The following is a 15,937-nucleotide window of genomic DNA, read 5'->3' as shown; positions in this document are numbered from 1 at the left end:
GTGCTCCCACCCCTCCCGTCCTCCGTTGATCTTGGCGATATCGACCGAATACCGGCGAGCCGGCGAGTATGAGGTCCATATCGCCAAGATCAACGAAAAAGGGCGGGGCGCCCCAGCGCCCCGCCCCCGGTGCCGACCGGGTCACCGCGGTCCTGCTGCCGTCCCAGCGGCCGGTGGAGCGGTTAGTGGCCGACCCTCTTGCCGCGGGTGTGCCAGATCGAGATGACCGAGGGGCGCGGGTAGCCCTGGTGGTCGGGCCAGGTGCTCTGCGGCGACCCGACCGTGCCGTCCTCACCAGGGTGCTGCGGCGCCATGAACACCGTCAGGTTGTCCTCAGTGATGAAGGGGCCGCAAGTCTCGGCCCCCACCGGCGAGGTGGCGAAGGTCCGCAGCTCCCCGCGGAAACGCCCCTCCACCGGCACGGCGCACAGCTGGTCGTTGGTGCCGAATTTCGAGCCCTGGCCGTCCGTGGCGATCCACAAGTTGCCCTGGTCGTCAAAGGTGAGGTTGTCCGGCGCCGAGATCGCCGCGACCTTGGACTTGTCGAACCCGGCGTAGTAGGTGCTCTCGTCCTCGGGGTCGCCGCAGACGAGAGGGACGTTCCAGGCGAACGTCTCCGCGCCCGCGTCGTCGCCGTTCTCGATGATCTCCAGAACGTGCCCGAACTTGTTGGGTCCCCGCGGGTTGGGCTCGTCGGCCTGGCCGGGCTCGCGCGAGGTGTTGTTGGTCAGCGCCACGTACACCTTGCCGGTGACCGGGCTGGGCTCGATGTCCTCGGGGCGGTCCATCTTGGTGGCCCCGGCGGCGTCGGCCGCCAGTCGGGTGTGCACCAGGACCTCGGCGACGGTGAAGCCCTCGACGAAGCTCTCGCTGGCGTTGCAGAGTGCGATCCACTCGCCGGACCCGTCGAACGCGCCGTCGGAGGGGAGCTGCCCGGAGCCGTCGATCTCGTCGGCGGGGCTGTTGCCGGTCAGCTTGGCCACGTAGAGCGTGCCGGAGTCCAGCAGCGTGCTGTTGTGCCGCCGGGAGCCCTTCCGGTACTCCTTGTCGCTGACGAACTTGTAGATGTAGTCGAACCGCTCGTCGTCACCCATGTAGACGGCCACGCGGCCGTCCCGGGTGAGCCGGGTGTTGGCGGCCTCGTGCTTGACGCGGCCGAGCATGGTGCGCTTGCGCGGCGTGGAGGTGGGGTCGGTCGGGTCGATCTCGACGACGTAGCCGAACCGGTTGGCTTCGTTGGGGTGCCGAGAGAGGTCGAAGCGCTGCTCGGCGCGGTCGAAGCGGCGGTTGCCCTTGCGGGTGTCGCCGGAGACCTTGATGCCGTAGCGCTTGAGCGCCGGCTTGGCCTCGGCCGGGGCGTCCTCACCGCCCACGAAGTACTGGTTGAAGTTCTCCTCGCAGGTGAGGATGGTGCCCCAGGGCGTCATCCCACCGGAGCAGTTGTTGAGCATCCCGAAGACCTCGGTGCCCGTGGGGTCGCCCTCGGTGCGCAGCAGCGCGTCCCCGGCGGCCGGGCCGGTGAGCTCCATGCGGGTCTTCGCGGTGATGCGGCGGTTGAAGGGGCGCTCGCCGGTGGCGAGCCGCCAGGCGCCGGTGCCCTTGATCCGCTCGATCTCGACGATGGAACCCCCATGGGCGGCCATGGAGACCAGGATCTGCTCCAGGTCGGCGTCGTTGCCGTCGGTGTACCCGGCGAACATCAGCGTCTCGTTGGTGTACTCGTGGTTCACCCAGAGCAGGCCGCGGTCGGCGTCCAGCTGGCGGAAGCCGACGTAGTCGCAGTTGTACCCGAACTGCTTCTCCTGGGCCGCCGCGGTCTGGTTCTCGAAGTCGAACTCGGGTGCGTCGGGCAGGACCGGGTCGCCCCACCGGACGACGACGTTGTGGTCGTAGCCGTGGGGAACGGTGACCTTGTCGTCGGTGTTGGGCGCGACGCTCTTGAACCGGAGCCGGGGGTTCTTGCTTCCCCGTTCGCGCTTCGGGTCGGCGTAGGCGGGGCCGAGGCCCCCCAGCCCCAGGGCCGAGGCACCGGCGCCGACCGCGCCCGCCCGAAGCGCGTTCCGACGCGAGAGCGCCGCGGTGAAGATGTCGCCGAAATACGCGTTACCGCTGGTGTTGGGAGCTTCGTGGAAGCACGCGTCACCGCAGCGGAATCGACAGGTCGCCCGAGATCTCCCGCCGCCGACCTGGCCGAGGAGAGGCAGCAGGCGACGACGAGGCGCGGATTCTGGCACGGGTCCTCCTAGACACACGTACGGGGATGGCGATCCGACCGACGCGGGGGACGGCGGCATCGGCGGGACAGGTGGTCGGACATGTGGTCGGACGGGCGGGGGCCGTCCGGACTATCGGGTCGAATGGGGACAATCCCCGCACAACCCGCTCATGACATTGGCGGACAAGCCACTCGGGACGATGAATCCGGGGTGAATGCGCTGCCAATTCCCTCCGCACGCATCCACCTCCCGCTGCAGGCCGTCGGCCGAAGAGCCGCGCCTTTGGGGGCCTCCTCTGGGGCCGATCATCACGCATCCGATCGGTCGGCCGAATCCGGCCACGCCGCGGCGGTCGAATATCAGCGCTCGGCAACTGACCATATCCATTCAGCAACAACAGCCGAAAGTCCCTTGCGGGACATACCACCCCCACCTGGATCACCAGAAGTCAACCCGCGTATTCTGTGCGTGGACCGGATGTTTCCGTTCGCGGGAACCATCGGCCACGCCCATCCACGTACACCGCCTTCCGACCGCGACCCTCCCCCGGTCCCCGCATGCCGGGACCGGACGTACCGGCCCGGACACGTGGAGGGGGACCGCACCGACAACACGTCTTCGTGGTACGTCCCCGGCCTGATATCGCAGCGCACCGCCGCGGAGTGGATGCGTGACGGCTCCCTAGGCGGGCCGACGTCAGGACCGACGTGCCCGACCGCCGCCCCTCCCCCGGGTGGCATTTCCACCCATCCGTATCTACGTCCGGCGAAATCCATGGAAGAGCGCCCCATTCCGTACGAGGGCACGGCCCCTCCCACCCGCCGCACGCCCCCGCCCGACCCGGAGGCGTCGCCCGACGCGGCCTTACTCACCCGGCGCCGGTTCCCAGGACTGGCTAACCAGATCAAACACGCCCGCCGCTTCGTCGAACGGCTCCTGGCGCCGTGCCCGGAGCTGACCACCGCGACCCTGCTCACCAGTGAGCTCGCCACCAACGCCCTCACCCATAGCGCGTCCGGCGCGGCCGGGGGAAAGTTCGAGATCACGGTCCACCGGGCGCCTGGCTGGGCACGGGTGGAGGTGCGCGACTTGGGGAGCGCGGAGCAGCCCCGCGCGCAGCACTCCGATCCCTACGACACCAGTGAGCACGGGCGCGGCCTGGACCTGGTCGAGGCGCTGGCGGCCAAGTGGGGCACCGAGCCCCGACGCGACGGGCTGGGGCGGATGGTGTGGTTTGAGTTGGTGTGGGACAGCTGTGAGCTCACGGAAGTGCGAGCCGCCGAGTGAGCGCAGCCGCCGCTGCCAAGGGCCGAAGGCCGAACCGCTGGGGCGGCGGAGCCGAACGAGAAGGCGAGCACGACCACCAACCCCAGGTGCGAGCCGCCGAGTGAGCGCAGCCGCCGCTGCCAAGGGCCGACGGAGAGCGGGCCTGGCACACGTCCGTGGTGTCGTAGGCCAGGCCCGGTCTCCCGAGGTCAGCGGCGGAATTTGACGATGATGTGGCTGGTGTGGGGGCGGCGCGTCGGCGCCTACGGGGCGGTGAGGCGTAAAGACGTAGCGGGGCCTCCGGGTGCGGAACGACCCCGCTGTCAGTGATGTCTTCGGTGCGACACCGTCGACGTGAATCCGGGCGAGCGCCCGAGCACTATGTGTCCTCCTCCTCGGACGGTTCCGCGGGCTGTGGCAGCCGGTACTTCTCGTACAGCTCGCGTGCGTAGTCCTTGGCCTCTTGTGACGGTTCCTCGCCGAGTTCCTCGCGGACGAGCTCGTCGAGTTCCGGTTCCAGGTTCTCCCTCTGCATAAGGGCAGCTTGCCGCCTATGCGGGGCCGATCACAAATCTGCGCGACAGCGTTGCGTGTCGCGCAACGGGTAGTCTTCGCGGGAACCAAGAAAAGGGAAAAAACGGAGGTCGGGGCGCGGTGTTCACCCGCGTCCCGACCTCCGCCGCGTTGAGGCGCGCCCGATGGGCGCGCCTCAGCGGTGTGCGTCTCAGGCCTGGCCGCTCACATCGGCCTGGGCCTCGGCGGCCTCCTTCTCCTGTCGCTCAGCGGACGCGGCGCGCTGGGCGGCGAGTTCCGCCTCCCGCTTGGCCTGCTTGCGCTGGACGCGCCGCTCCTTGCGGCCCTCGGCCATGGTGTAGAGCACCGGGACGAGGATCAGCGTGAGCAGCGTGGAGGTGACCAGGCCACCGATGACCACGATCGCCAGCGGCTGTGAGACGAACGCCCCGCCGCCGGTGATGCCGAGCGCCATCGGGGTGAGGGCGCCGATGGTGGCCAGCGCCGTCATCAGGATCGGGCGCAGCCGGTGCCGGGAACCCTCGACGACCGCCTCGCGCAGTTCCATGCCCTCGTCTCGGTACTGGTTGATCAGGTCGATCAGGACGATCGCGTTGGTGACCACGACACCGATGAGCATCAGCAGACCGATCAGCGCGGGGAGCCCCAGCGCGGTCCCGGTGAGCACCAGCAGGCCGAGGGAGCCGGTCGCCGCGAACGGGATCGACACGAGCAGGATGACCGGCTGGATCAGGCTCTTGAAGGTCGCGACCATGATCAGGAAGACGATCACGATGGCGGCCAGCATGGCGATGCCGAGCTGGGCGAACGCCTCGGCCTGGTCGGAGCTGACGCCGCCGATGGAGGCGGTGGCGCCGTCAGGCAGGTCGAGGTCGTCCACGGCCTTGGTCAGCTTCTGGGTGACCTTGCCGAGGTCGTCGGCGGTCGGCGAGGCGGAGATGGTCGCGCTGCGCACGCCGTCCGTACGGGACAGCTCGGGCGCCTGCTTGACCTCTTCCACCTTGGCGACGTCGGAGAGGTCGATCTCACCGCCGGTGGGCGTCGCGATCTTGAGCTTCTCCAGGTCGCTGACGCTGCTGGGCGCTTCCTCGACGCGCACGACCAGGTCGCGCTGCACGTCGTCGATGGTCGCGGTGCCGACCTTGGAACCCCGGAAAGCGTCCGAGACGGCCTGTCCGACCTGGCCCTCGGTCAGACCCTTGTCGGCGGCCTTCTCACCGTCGACCTTGACCTCCAGCGCGGGCTGCGCAGCGGCGATGCTGTTCTCGACGTCGTCGGCGCCGGGAATGTCGCGGACGGCGTCCTCGACCATCCCCGCGGCTTTCTCCAGCGTCGCCCGGTCGTCGGCCTTGACCTGGACCTCCAGTGCCGAGCTGCCCCCGCCGGTGCTGTCGGCGAGCACGACGTCGGAGTCGGTGTCGATGTCGTCCAGCGCGGTGCGCAGCTTCTCCTTGTACTCGGCCTGGTCGCCGTCGGGGTCGGTGGTGATGGTGTACTGCGTGGTTCCGGCACCGCCGCCCATCATCGGGCCCATGCCGCCACCGCCGCCGATGGACACCTGGTAGGACTCGACGTACGAGAGGCCCTTGAGCGTGCGCTCGACCTTCTCGGCCTCCTTGTCGGCCTCGCCGAGCGAGGTGCCCTGGGGCAGGTCCTGGGTGGCGTTGTAGGTGTTCTGGCCGTCGTCGCCGAGGAAGTCGGTCTTCAGCAGCGGGCTGAAGGCCAGACCGAACGTGCCCACCAGGATGAGCAGCGAGGCGGCCAGGGTGAGGATGCGGTGCCGGGTCGACCAGCGGATGACCGGCAGGTAGGCGCGCTGCAGCGGGGAGCGCAGCTCGCGCTGGTGCTCCTCGGCCTTGATCCGCTCCAGCTCCTCCGGCGGCACGGTGCGCGGCCGCATGAACCAGTAGGCGAGCACCGGGACGATGGTCAGCGACACCAGCAGGGATGCCGCGAGGGCGAGGCTGACGGTGAGGGCGAACGGCCGGAACAGTTCGCCGACCATGCCGCCGACGAAGCCGATCGGCAGGAACACGGCGATCGTCGTGAGCGTGGAGGAGGTGATCGCGGTCGCGACCTCCCGCACGCCGTTGAACACCGCGGTGTGCTTCTCCTCGCCGTAGCCGATGTGCCGTTTGATGTTCTCCAGCACCACGATGGAGTCGTCCACGACGCGGCCGATGGAGACCGTCAGGGCGCCCAGGGTGAGGATGTTCAGCGAGAAGCCGAACGCCTGCATGCCGATCATCGCGACGAGCAGCGAGACCGGGATGGACACCGCCGACACCAGGGTGGAGCGGACGGAGAGCAGGAAGGCCAGGATGATGACGATCGCGAAGGCCAGGCCGAGCATGCCCTCCTCGGCCATCGCCAGGATCGACTGGTTGATGTAGGGCGCCTGGTCCCACACGACGCTGATGTCGGCGTCGTCGCCGAGCAGCGGAGTGAGGTCGTCGAGCTTGTTCTTGACGGCGTCGGAGATCTCGACGGTGTTGCCCTCGGGCGTCTTGGTGATCATGACGCCGAGGCTGGGCTTGCCGTCAGTGCGGGTGATGCTGGTGGCCTCGTCGGCTACGAGCTTGACGTCGGCGACGTCCTTCAGCTGGACCGGCTCGGCCTGCGCCGCGGACGCTCCGGCCGCGGGCGCGGCTGCCGCCGCGGCGGGTGCCCCGCCGGTCCCGGGCATCAGCCAGATGTTCTCGACGTCCTTGAGCGACTCCAGCTTGCCGCCGGTGGTGACGGTCAGCGTGCGGTCGCCCTCGGTGATGTTCCCGCCGGGCGTGAGCAGGCCGCTGGTCTTCAGGGCGTTGGTGAGGTCGCCGGCCGACAGGCCCGCGTCCTTCAGCTCGTCCTCGTCCGGGGTGACGGTGACCGTGGAGTCGCGCACCCCCGTGACGGTGGCGGCGCGCACGCCGTCGATCGATTCCAGTTCGGGGACGACCTGCTCCTGCAGTGGCTCGGCGAGTGCCTGCTCGTCGCCGTCGCCCGCTCCCGCCGCCAGCATCACCACGGGGAAGTCGTCGAAGCTGAACGACCGGACGGCCGGTTCGACACCGTCCGGCAGCGCCGACTTGACCTGGTCAACCGCCTGCTGGGTGGACCGGATGACGTCCTGGCTGTCGTCTCCGTAGTCGAACTCGGCGACGACCTGCGCGGAACCGTTACTGGAGGTCGAGGTGTACTTGGTGATGCCGCTGACACCCTTGACGGCCTGCTCCAGCGGGGTGGCGACCTCGTTCTCCACCACCTGGGGCGAGGCGCCCTCGTACTGCGCGCTCACCACCACCATGGGCAGTTCCATGGACGGCATCAGCTCGCGCTTGGTGGACACCGTGGCGATCGCTCCGAACACCATCGCCGACAGCGTGATGAGGAGGATGAGTGCCCGGTTGCGCAGAGAGAGCTTCGCTAGGCGGTTCATGAGCATCCCCCGCTCATCGGCCGTGCGCCGACCAGATAACAGGTCGAAGCGCGCTCGCCGGGATGGCGCCGGAACAGAGTTGACATGGGTGCTGACGCTCCTCGGAAGGGTTCTCGCATTGCGTTCGGCATCGCTGCGACGAGCGATGGATGTTCGTGGGTCCCGGCGGCCATCGACGGTGATCGGCGCACGCGGGACAGGCCGGGCACGCGAGTCACACGTTACTTGGCGGTATGTCCCAGGAATATGTCGCGAAGCACGACATCAGGCACATCTCAGGGATTTGTCAGTGTTGGGTCAGGGGATTCCCCTGACGGATCCCTGAGCGGGGCGCAGAAAGCCGGGGAGAGGAGAGCGCGCGGATGGCCGTCGCGGACGAAAGGGCGGGGCCGACGCGGGGGCCGCACCGACTGTCCACAGGCGCGGAGGATCGGGTGGCCCCGGCCCGGTACTTCCGTCCATGGTGGAAACGGCGGGGATAACGCGGGGAACCGCGGCTCCGGGCACCGCCGATGCGGGCACAGCGCGGGTCGCGGGGGGCGAGACGCCGGGTCAACCAACCTCGATGGGCACGTCCTCGCCCGGAGGTACGTGCTCCTCGGCCACCCCCCACACCACGCTCAGCAGGTCGTTGAGCGCGTGCGCGAGAGCAGCGTCGATGAGTTCGTAGCTCACCTGGCGACCGCGGGCGGTGGTCGAGACCAACCCGCATTCCCGCAGGCAGGCGAGGTGGTTGGAGACATTCTGCCGGGTAAGACCCAGGTGCTCGGCGAGCTGCGCCGGGTAGCCGGGACCATCCAGCAGGGCCAGCAGGAGCCGACAGCGGGTGGGGTCGGCCAGGGCGCGGCCCAGGCGCTGAATTGCGGAGAGTCGCTGCTCGGGGGTCAACATGAAAACCATTTTACAGCACTTGCTGTATTGACAGTCTAGACTGTATAAACAGTTTCGACTGAATAGTTACGTATGGGCGTGTCGCCGGGATTATGGGGCGACGCGGCCGCGCCTGGTGTAGGAGGAGTTCCGTATGGGCCACGGGCACGGCCACGGGCACGGGCAGGTCACCGCAGGAGCCGCCAACCGCGGTCGACTGAGCATCGTTCTGGTGATGATGCTGTTCGTCGCCGTCATCCAGGTCATCGGGGCGCTGACCACCGGGAGCCTGGCACTGCTCGCCGACGCGGGCCACACCGTCGCCGACTCCTTCGGCGTCTCGCTGGCACTGGTGGCGGTCTGGATCGCCGCCCGCCCGCCGTCCCTGAAGCGCACGTTCGGCTTCCAGCGGGCCGAGGTCCTGGCCGCAGCCATCAACGCCCTGGTGCTGATGGGCCTGTGCACGTTCATCGTCATCGAGGCGATCGACCGGCTGGCCAACCCGCGCCCGGTGGCCGGTCTCGGCGTCATGGCCGTCGCCGCGTTCAGCCTGGTCATGAACATCATCGCGCTGTTCATGCTGCGCTCCGGCCAGAAGGAGAGCCTCAACGTCCGCGGCGCCTATCTGGAGGTCATGGGCGACGCCCTGGCCTCCGTCGGGGTCATCGCCGCCGGTGCCATCATCTGGCTCACCGGGTGGGAGCGCACCGACTCCATCGTGTCGCTGCTCATCGCGCTGGTCATCGTCCCGCGCGCGTGGAACCTGATGAGAGAGGCCGTCCATGTGCTCTTGGAGGCGACACCCCGTGGCATGGACCTCACCGAGGTCCGCGAGCACCTGCTGCGCCAGCCCGGCGTCCTCGACGTCCACGACCTGCACGCCTGGACCATCACCTCGGGTATCCCGGTGCTGTCGGCGCACGTGGTGGTGGAGGAGGAGCGGCTCGCCGACTCCGGCCGGATCCTCGACGACCTGCACAACTGCCTGTCCGGCCATTTCGACGTGGACCACTCGACCCTCCAGTTGGAACCCGAGGGCCATTACGATCACGAGGGCGCCACACACGTGTGAGCCCACCGGAGGGGCCACCGACGAACGGTCCTCCCCGACCCCCGAATCCCGGTGTCCGGGGAGGACCGAACGCGACGGAATCGGGAAGGCGCGCCGAAACTCCCCGCAACCTGCCATGAACAGGTAACAGATCGACATACCGGTCGGGCGAGTGGCATAGTCTCCCATTGGGCTCGTGTGAGCCTGTGACGAGGCCCCCCTTTTTCATTTCCGCCGGCGCGCTGAAGCGTGCCGGGACGCCGGCCGGGACGACCGGCCCCGACTGCTGCCTGGGGGAAGCGCGGATGACCGAACGCCGCCATATCGTCGATCTGCTTCGATCCGATGTCGTCAGCGGTTTCCTGCTCATAGCGGGAGCGGTCGTCGCCCTCTTGTGGGCCAACTCCCCATGGCGCGACGGCTACGAGGCCGTCCGCACCTTCACCTTCGGGCCCGAGCCCCTCCATCTCCGCCTGTCGGTCGAGGCATGGGCCTCCGACGCCCTGCTGGCGATCTTCTTCTTCATCGTCGGAAACGAGCTCAAGCAGGAGTTCATCCACGGCGAGCTGCGCAATCCCCGGCGCGCGATGCTGCCCATCGTCGCGGCCATCTGCGGCATGGTGGTTCCGGCGCTGATCTACGCGGCCGTCAACATCGGCCAGGGCCCGGCGATCAAGGGCTGGGGCATCCCCATGGCCACCGACATCGCCTTCGCCGTCGCGATCCTCGCGGTGGTGGGCCGGTACCTGCCCCCGGCGCTGCGCACCTTCCTGTTGACGCTCGCCATCGTCGACGACCTCGGCGCCATCGTCGTCATCGCCATCTTCTACACCAGCGACATTTCGTTCGTGCCCCTGGTGGCCGCCTTCGTCCTGCTCGCCGTCTTCGGCTACCTGCAGAACGGCCGCGGGCTCGCCCGCGCCCTGGACCGCTCACCCGTCCCCAACTGGCTCATCTACGTCCCGCTCGCGGCCGCGATCTGGACGCTCATGCACGCCAGCGGCGTGCACGCCACCATCGCGGGTGTCGCCATGGGCCTGCTCATGCGCACCTCGCCACTTCCGCACGAGTCGACCTCCCCCAGCGAGCGCGTGGAGCACATCATCCGCCCCTGGTCCTCCAGCCTGGTGCTGCCGTTCTTCGCGCTGATGTCGGCCGGTGTCGTCTTCACCGGGTTCGGCACGCTGTTCTCCGACTCCGCCGCGCTCGGCGTCGTCCTGGGTCTGGTCGTGGGAAAGCTGGTCGGCATCTCCGGCGGCGCCTGGGTCACCACCAAGCTCACCCGCGCCGAACTCAACCCGTCGCTGAGGTGGATCGACATCATCGGGATGTCCATGCTCGCCGGGATCGGGTTCACCGTCTCCCTGCTCATCAGCGAGCTGTCGTTCCCCGGCGCCCCGCAGATGATGAGCGACGCCAAGGGCGGCGTACTGTTCGCGTCGCTCACCGCCACGGTCCTCGCCTCCATCGTGCTCTCGGTGCGCAACGTCCACTACCGGAAGACCGGTCCGGCAAGCGCCGAGGCGGAGGCGCCCAACGGGCAGACCACCGGGTAGCGCCCCATGGACGCGGGTGCTCGGCGCGCCGTAGTGCCCTCGGCCGCGCCCACTCATGGGATTATCGCCTTTGATCACCGTTGACGACGACATAGCGGACGAACCATGCGCATGAGCCCCCTGGCCGCCCTTGGCAGCATGCTTCCGCGCCTCCGCCCGCGGCTCCGGAGGGAGGACGCCGCGCAGGACATCCCCCGGGCCCCGTGGGGCCGCCCCGCTCGGATCTTCGTAACGCTTTTCGTCATCGTCGACCTGACCGGGGCCGGGCTGCTCCTGCTCCCCGCCGCCCACGCCGACGGCGTGCGGCTGACCGTCGTCGAGGCGCTGTTCACCTCCACGACGGCGCTGGCGGTCTGCGGTCTGTCGGTCATCTCCCTGGGGTCGGACCTCTCCCTGTTCGGCCAGCTCGTGGTTTTGGTGCTGATCCAGATCGGCGGTATCGGCATCATGGTCCTGGCGTCCATGCTGGGAGCGGTGGTGATCCGCCGGTTCGGGCTGCGCATGCAGCTCAGCGCCCAAGCCGAGACGCGCAGCCTCAGCGTCGGCGACGTGCGCGGAATCGTCACCCGGATCGTGGCGGCGAGTCTCTTCTGCGAGGGTGTGGTCGCCGTGATCATCGTCCCGCGGATCTGGTTCACCCAGGACGTCTCCGCCGCCGGGGCCCTTTACCACGGTGTTTTCCACGCGGTGTCGGGCTTCAACAACGCGGGCCTCTCCCTCTTAGACGACAGCCTGACCCGCTACTCCGGCGACCCCTTCATTCTCTTCCCCATCGCCCTGGCGACCATCCTGGGCGGGCTGGGATTTCCCGTGCTACTGGAGTTGCGACGCCACTTCCGCACGCCGCGCACCTGGACCCTGCACGCCAAGCTCACCATCGTCACCACGTTGCTCCTCTTCGCCGCGGGCGCCATCGTCGTGACCGCGCTGGAGTGGACGAACCCCGCGACGCTGGGTCCGATGGGCTGGGAGACCAAGCTCGTCAACGGCACATTCCACGGGATCATGCCGCGCAGTGGCGGGTTCAACGTCACCGACGTCGGCGCCATGGACCAGGCCACACTGCTGGTCATCATCATGCTGATGTTCGTCGGCGGCGGGAGCGCCGGCACGGCCGGCGGAATCAAGGTGGCCACGCTCGCGGTGCTGTTCCTGGTGGTCTGGACGGAGGTCCGCGGCCACCCCCAGGTCCACGTCTTCGGGCGGCGCCTGTCCAGCGCGGCGATCAGCCAGGCGCTGAGCCTGACGTTCCTCTCGATGACCGTGGTGGTCGTCTCCACCGTTGTCCTGCTTGTCACCACCCCGTTCGAGCTCACCGAGACACTTTTCGAGGTAGTGTCCGCTTCCGGGGTGGTCGGATTGTCCACGGGGATCACCCCCGAGTTGCATCCGGCGGCACAGACGCTGCTGATCGTGCTGATGATCGCCGGCCGGATCGGGCCCGTCACGTTCGCCTCGGCCCTGGCGCTGCGCGAGCGGACCCGCCGCTACGACCTGGCCGAATCGCGGCCGGTCATTGGTTGAGACGACCCTGAGGAGTAAGCAAGTGCAGCGGAGCAAGACCAATGACAAGCGGGTGCTCGTCATCGGATTGGGCCGGTTCGGCAGTTCCCTGGCCCTGGAGCTGGTGGCGCACGGCTGGGAGGTCCTCGGTATGGACTCCAGCCCGCGGCTGGTCCAGGCTTACGCCGACTCCCTGACCCACACCGTGGTCGCCGACGCCACCGACGACGAGGCTCTGCGCCAGATCGGCGCGCAGGAGTTCACCCGGGCCGTGGTCGCGATCGGTACCCACCTGGAGGAGAGCATTCTGGCCACCTCGCTCCTGGTCGACATGGGCGTGCCGCACATCTGGGCCAAAGCGGTCAGCCGTCGGCACGGGCGCATCCTGCAGCAAATCGGCGCCCACCACGTGGTGTTGCCCGAGCACGACATGGGTGAGCGCGTCGCCCACCTGGTGTCCGGGCGCATGCTGGACTTCGTGGAGTTGGAGGAGGACTTCGCGCTCGGCAAGACGCGCGCCCCTCGGGAGCTGATCGGGATCAGGTTGGGGGAGTCCGGGATCCGGTCCAAGCACGGCATCACCGTGGTCTGCATCAAGCGGCACGGGGAGCAGTTCACCTACGCGACCGCCGACACCGTCCCGCAGAAGGGCGACGTCATCGTGATCGCAGGTAAGACCAACGACGTGGAGCGGTTCGCCGAGATCAGCTGAGCCCCGCGGGCGTCCGATGTCCGGTCGGGGATCCGGCCATGCCGCCTTACCGCCTGAGATGTCCGTTACGCCCGGATAAATTGACAATCATTTTCATTTTCCTCATCATAGAGGACATGCGATCAGGGAGAGTGGCCGCGCGTGTCGCGGCGGGCGTTGCGATCAGTGCGATCGCTGCCGGATGCGGCACCGCGTCCGGCGGCGGGAACGGCGGAGACGGGGACGCGGTCAGTGTGATCACCGGCGTCTACCCGCTGGAGTGGCTGGCCACCCAGGTCGGCGGCGACCGCGTCGAGGTCACCAACCTGACCGAGCCCGGCACAGAGCCGCACGATCTGGAGCTGAGCCCGCCGCAGATCCGCGAGATCAACGACGCGGATATCAGCTTCTACGTCCACGGACTGCAGCCCGCGATCGACGACGCTCTAGAGCAGCAGCCCAGTGAGCGCCTGTTGGACGTCGGCGACCTGGTCAAGCTCCTCCCCGCCGATGTCGCGGCCGGTGCGGACGAGGGCCACGACCACGAGCATGACGACGGGCACGAGGGCGGCGAGGAGCACGGCCACGGTGAGGAGTCGGGCGACGGTCACGACCACGGCGACACCGACCCGCACATGTGGCAGGACCCCCAGCTGATGGCCGAGGCCGCCACCGGCTTGGCCAAGCGGTTGGCCGAGGTCGACCCGGACCACGCCGACGCCTACACGGCCAACGCCGAGAAGGTCGGCTCGGAACTCGACGCTATCGACGACGAGTACTCCGCCGGCCTCGCCGAGTGCGAGAGCCGCGATCTACTGACCAACCACACCGCGTTCGGCTACCTGGCCCACCGCTACGACCTCCGCCAGGTCGGCATCAGCGGGCTCGACCCGGAGACCGAGCCGTCCCCGGCCCGGATCGCCGAGGTCGCCGACCTGGTGCAGGACAAGGGGATCACCACGGTCTTCACCGAGACCCTGGCCAGCCCCGCCGTCGCCGAGACCATCGCCTCCGAGACGGGCGCGACGACCGCCGTGCTCGACCCCATCGAGGGCATCACCGACCAGTCGCCTGGGGACGACTATCCGTCGGTCATGCGCGCCAACCTGAAGGCGATTTCGAAGGGACTCGGCTGCTCCTGAGCCCCCACCAGCCCCCGCGCCTCCCAGGCCCCGTCGCTTCCGCGACGGGGCCTGCTCTGTGCACTACCAACTACGCAATTGCAGACGCTTGCATCATGCCTACAAACCACGAAAGACACCGGCGCGGTGGGTGCACGTTCGCTATCATGTTCAAAGTACGGTGCTAATGCACGTGCATAATCCAATGCATTCTCAGGCATTGGACTGCTGTCGCACATACGAAGAGTGAAGGAGCTGTACCCCCGTGACTGCTTACAACGGCATCAAGGCGTCCGAACTCACCAACGTCTCCTGGCAGAAGAGCCAGCGCAGCAACTCGCGCGGCACGTGTGTCGAGATGGCCCGGCTGGCCGACGGCCGCATCGCGATGCGCAACTCCAACTTCCCCGAGGGGCCGGCTCTGGTCTACACCCAGGCCGAGATCGACGCCTTGATCCTGGGTGCCAAGGACGGTGACTTCGACAACCTGCTGGCCTGATGTCCTGACTGGGATCAGTAGCCCAGGGATCGCGCCGCACCGGTCACGGCGCGAGGGAGGGGTTCCCACCTGATGTCGGGGGGTGGGCCCCTCCCGTTTCTCATGGGCTCCACACACACGCGAGCGGCCCCGATCGAGACCCACCTGAACTCAGCCACCCCGGCTAAAGATCGTCGATCATGCCCTTGATCAGGTCCTGGGTCTGGGAGGGAGGTTCGGCGATGACGCTCAGTCGTTCCATTGCCATCGTGTAGGCGTCGATCTCACTGCGCCGGTCCAGGCACATCGAGCCGGTGAGCTGTTCGAGGTAGATGATGTCCGACAGCTCGAAGTCGGGGTAGCGCAGAATCGTGAAGGAGCCCGCTTCGGCCGCGACGGCGCCCGCCGCGAAGGGGATCACCTGCAACGTGATGTTCGGGTGGTCACAGGCGTGAAGCAGGTGTTGGAGCTGTCTTCGCATGATGTCCACGGGACCGACCGGACGGCGAAGCGCGGCTTCGTCGAGGATCGCCCACAGGCGCACGTCCGAGCCCTCGTAGATGTGGCGCTGCCGCTTCATGCGCACCTCGACGCGGTGCTCGACCTCCAGGCTGGGGGTCAGTACACCGGACGAGATCACGGAGCGGGCGTAGTCTTCGGTCTGCAGCAGACCGTGAACGAACTGCGCCTCATAGACGCGAATGCGGCTGGCGGCCTCTTCCAGGCCGACGTAGGACTGGAACCAGTTGGGCAGCGACTCGCCATAGTGCTGCCACCATCCCGGCTTCTTGGTGTCGCGGGCGAGGTCGGTCAGTGTCCGAACGACCTGCTTGTCGGTCACCCCGTAGAGCTTGAGCAGGTCCTCGACATCCCGCTCCTTGAACCCGACCCGGCCCAGCTCCATACGGCTGATCTTGGATTCCGAGCCCCGGATGTGGTGCCCCGCCGCCGCTCGCGAGATGTCGCGTGCCTCTCGGTACTTGCGCAGTTCCGATCCGAGCAGCATGCGCCGCACCGTCGGACCGCTGCCTTTCTTGAGGCGAGCGATATCCGCGGCCGCCGTTTTCCTACCCGTCGGCGCCAAGCCAGGCCCCTTCCTTTCCGCCAGGGTCCTTGCTTACGCCCTGAAGCCCCTGCACATCGTCGTTACACGATATCGCTGACACGGTCACACACCACCGAGTTTCGTCTGTGACACCGGTGCCAGGTTATACATGGGACGCGACAGAC

12 protein-coding genes are annotated in these 15,937 nt (G+C 68.1%); 7 read left to right on the top strand and 5 right to left on the bottom strand.

The features are described from left to right. Window positions 1–182 precede the first annotated feature (182 nt). Window positions 183–2,234, bottom strand: coding sequence for a PhoX family protein (locus ABD259_RS14965; RefSeq protein WP_344162996.1), 2,052 nt, complete (start codon window positions 2,232–2,234; stop codon window positions 183–185). Between the two features lie 756 nt (window positions 2,235–2,990). Here ABD259_RS14965 and ABD259_RS14960 point away from each other — a divergent pair. Then, complete coding sequence (locus ABD259_RS14960; RefSeq protein WP_344102950.1) at window positions 2,991–3,503, top strand: ATP-binding protein; 513 nt, start codon at window positions 2,991–2,993, stop codon at window positions 3,501–3,503. Window positions 3,504–3,861: 358 nt separating this feature from the next. Here the strand turns inward: ABD259_RS14960 and ABD259_RS14955 are convergent, their stop codons facing one another. From ABD259_RS14955 to cmtR, 3 genes are all read right to left on the bottom strand, one after another. Further along, window positions 3,862–4,017, bottom strand: coding sequence for a hypothetical protein (locus ABD259_RS14955; RefSeq protein ID WP_344102948.1), 156 nt, complete (start codon window positions 4,015–4,017; stop codon window positions 3,862–3,864). A gap of 189 nt (window positions 4,018–4,206) precedes the next feature. Further along, entirely contained in the window at window positions 4,207–7,437 is a 3,231-nt protein-coding gene (locus ABD259_RS14950; protein ID WP_344162993.1) for an efflux RND transporter permease subunit, read from the bottom strand. 552 nt (window positions 7,438–7,989) lie between these two features. After that, complete coding sequence (gene cmtR / locus ABD259_RS14945) at window positions 7,990–8,337, bottom strand: Cd(II)/Pb(II)-sensing metalloregulatory transcriptional regulator CmtR (RefSeq protein WP_344102944.1); 348 nt, start codon at window positions 8,335–8,337, stop codon at window positions 7,990–7,992. Window positions 8,338–8,461: 124 nt separating this feature from the next. On the opposite strand from cmtR, the gene ABD259_RS14940 reads away from it, so the two are divergent. The 6 genes from ABD259_RS14940 (at window position 8,462) to ABD259_RS14915 (ending at window position 14,728) form a co-directional block, all read left to right on the top strand. Beyond that, on the top strand, window positions 8,462–9,379 hold the full coding sequence (locus tag ABD259_RS14940) for a cation diffusion facilitator family transporter (RefSeq protein WP_344102942.1): 918 nt from the start codon (window positions 8,462–8,464) through the stop codon (window positions 9,377–9,379). Between the two features lie 284 nt (window positions 9,380–9,663). Then, on the top strand, window positions 9,664–10,914 hold the full coding sequence (gene nhaA, locus ABD259_RS14935; protein ID WP_344102940.1) for a Na+/H+ antiporter NhaA: 1,251 nt from the start codon (window positions 9,664–9,666) through the stop codon (window positions 10,912–10,914). A gap of 105 nt (window positions 10,915–11,019) precedes the next feature. Next, entirely contained in the window at window positions 11,020–12,438 is a 1,419-nt protein-coding gene (locus ABD259_RS14930) for a TrkH family potassium uptake protein (protein WP_344102938.1), read from the top strand. Between the two features lie 22 nt (window positions 12,439–12,460). Next, window positions 12,461–13,129, top strand: a complete 669-nt coding sequence (locus tag ABD259_RS14925; RefSeq protein ID WP_344102936.1) for a potassium channel family protein — start codon at window positions 12,461–12,463, stop codon at window positions 13,127–13,129. A gap of 116 nt (window positions 13,130–13,245) precedes the next feature. After that, window positions 13,246–14,250 (top strand): metal ABC transporter substrate-binding protein, encoded by a 1,005-nt coding sequence (locus ABD259_RS14920; RefSeq protein WP_344102934.1) that lies wholly within the window; start codon window positions 13,246–13,248, stop codon window positions 14,248–14,250. A 244-nt stretch (window positions 14,251–14,494) separates the two neighbouring features. Further along, entirely contained in the window at window positions 14,495–14,728 is a 234-nt protein-coding gene (locus ABD259_RS14915; RefSeq protein ID WP_344102931.1) for a DUF397 domain-containing protein, read from the top strand. 163 nt (window positions 14,729–14,891) lie between these two features. On the opposite strand, the gene ABD259_RS14910 is transcribed toward ABD259_RS14915, so the two are convergent. Further along, window positions 14,892–15,713, bottom strand: coding sequence for a helix-turn-helix domain-containing protein (locus ABD259_RS14910; protein WP_344102929.1), 822 nt, complete (start codon window positions 15,711–15,713; stop codon window positions 14,892–14,894). Window positions 15,714–15,937: the final 224 nt, after the last annotated feature.

It is taken from the genome of Nocardiopsis rhodophaea (assembly GCF_039530945.1).
Classification (GTDB): domain Bacteria; phylum Actinomycetota; class Actinomycetes; order Streptosporangiales; family Streptosporangiaceae; genus Nocardiopsis_C; species Nocardiopsis_C rhodophaea.
Note: the sequence above shows the minus strand (reverse complement) of the source record. Positions and strands in the feature narration are given on the sequence as shown.

What these genes read in the sequence shown, in the direction of transcription:
- ABD259_RS14960 (WP_344102950.1), top strand. Translation starts at nt 2,991, where the DNA reads ATGGAAGAGCGCCCCATTCCGTACGAGGGCACGGCCCCTCCCACCCGC.
- ABD259_RS14955 (WP_344102948.1), bottom strand. Translation starts at nt 4,017, where the DNA reads ATGCAGAGGGAGAACCTGGAACCGGAACTCGACGAGCTCGTCCGCGAG.
- ABD259_RS14950 (WP_344162993.1), bottom strand. Translation starts at nt 7,437, where the DNA reads ATGAACCGCCTAGCGAAGCTCTCTCTGCGCAACCGGGCACTCATCCTC.
- cmtR (WP_344102944.1), bottom strand. Translation starts at nt 8,337, where the DNA reads ATGGTTTTCATGTTGACCCCCGAGCAGCGACTCTCCGCAATTCAGCGC.
- ABD259_RS14940 (WP_344102942.1), top strand. Translation starts at nt 8,462, where the DNA reads ATGGGCCACGGGCACGGCCACGGGCACGGGCAGGTCACCGCAGGAGCC.
- nhaA (WP_344102940.1), top strand. Translation starts at nt 9,664, where the DNA reads ATGACCGAACGCCGCCATATCGTCGATCTGCTTCGATCCGATGTCGTC.
- ABD259_RS14930 (WP_344102938.1), top strand. Translation starts at nt 11,020, where the DNA reads ATGCGCATGAGCCCCCTGGCCGCCCTTGGCAGCATGCTTCCGCGCCTC.
- ABD259_RS14920 (WP_344102934.1), top strand. Translation starts at nt 13,246, where the DNA reads ATGCGATCAGGGAGAGTGGCCGCGCGTGTCGCGGCGGGCGTTGCGATC.
- ABD259_RS14910 (WP_344102929.1), bottom strand. Translation starts at nt 15,713, where the DNA reads ATGCTGCTCGGATCGGAACTGCGCAAGTACCGAGAGGCACGCGACATC.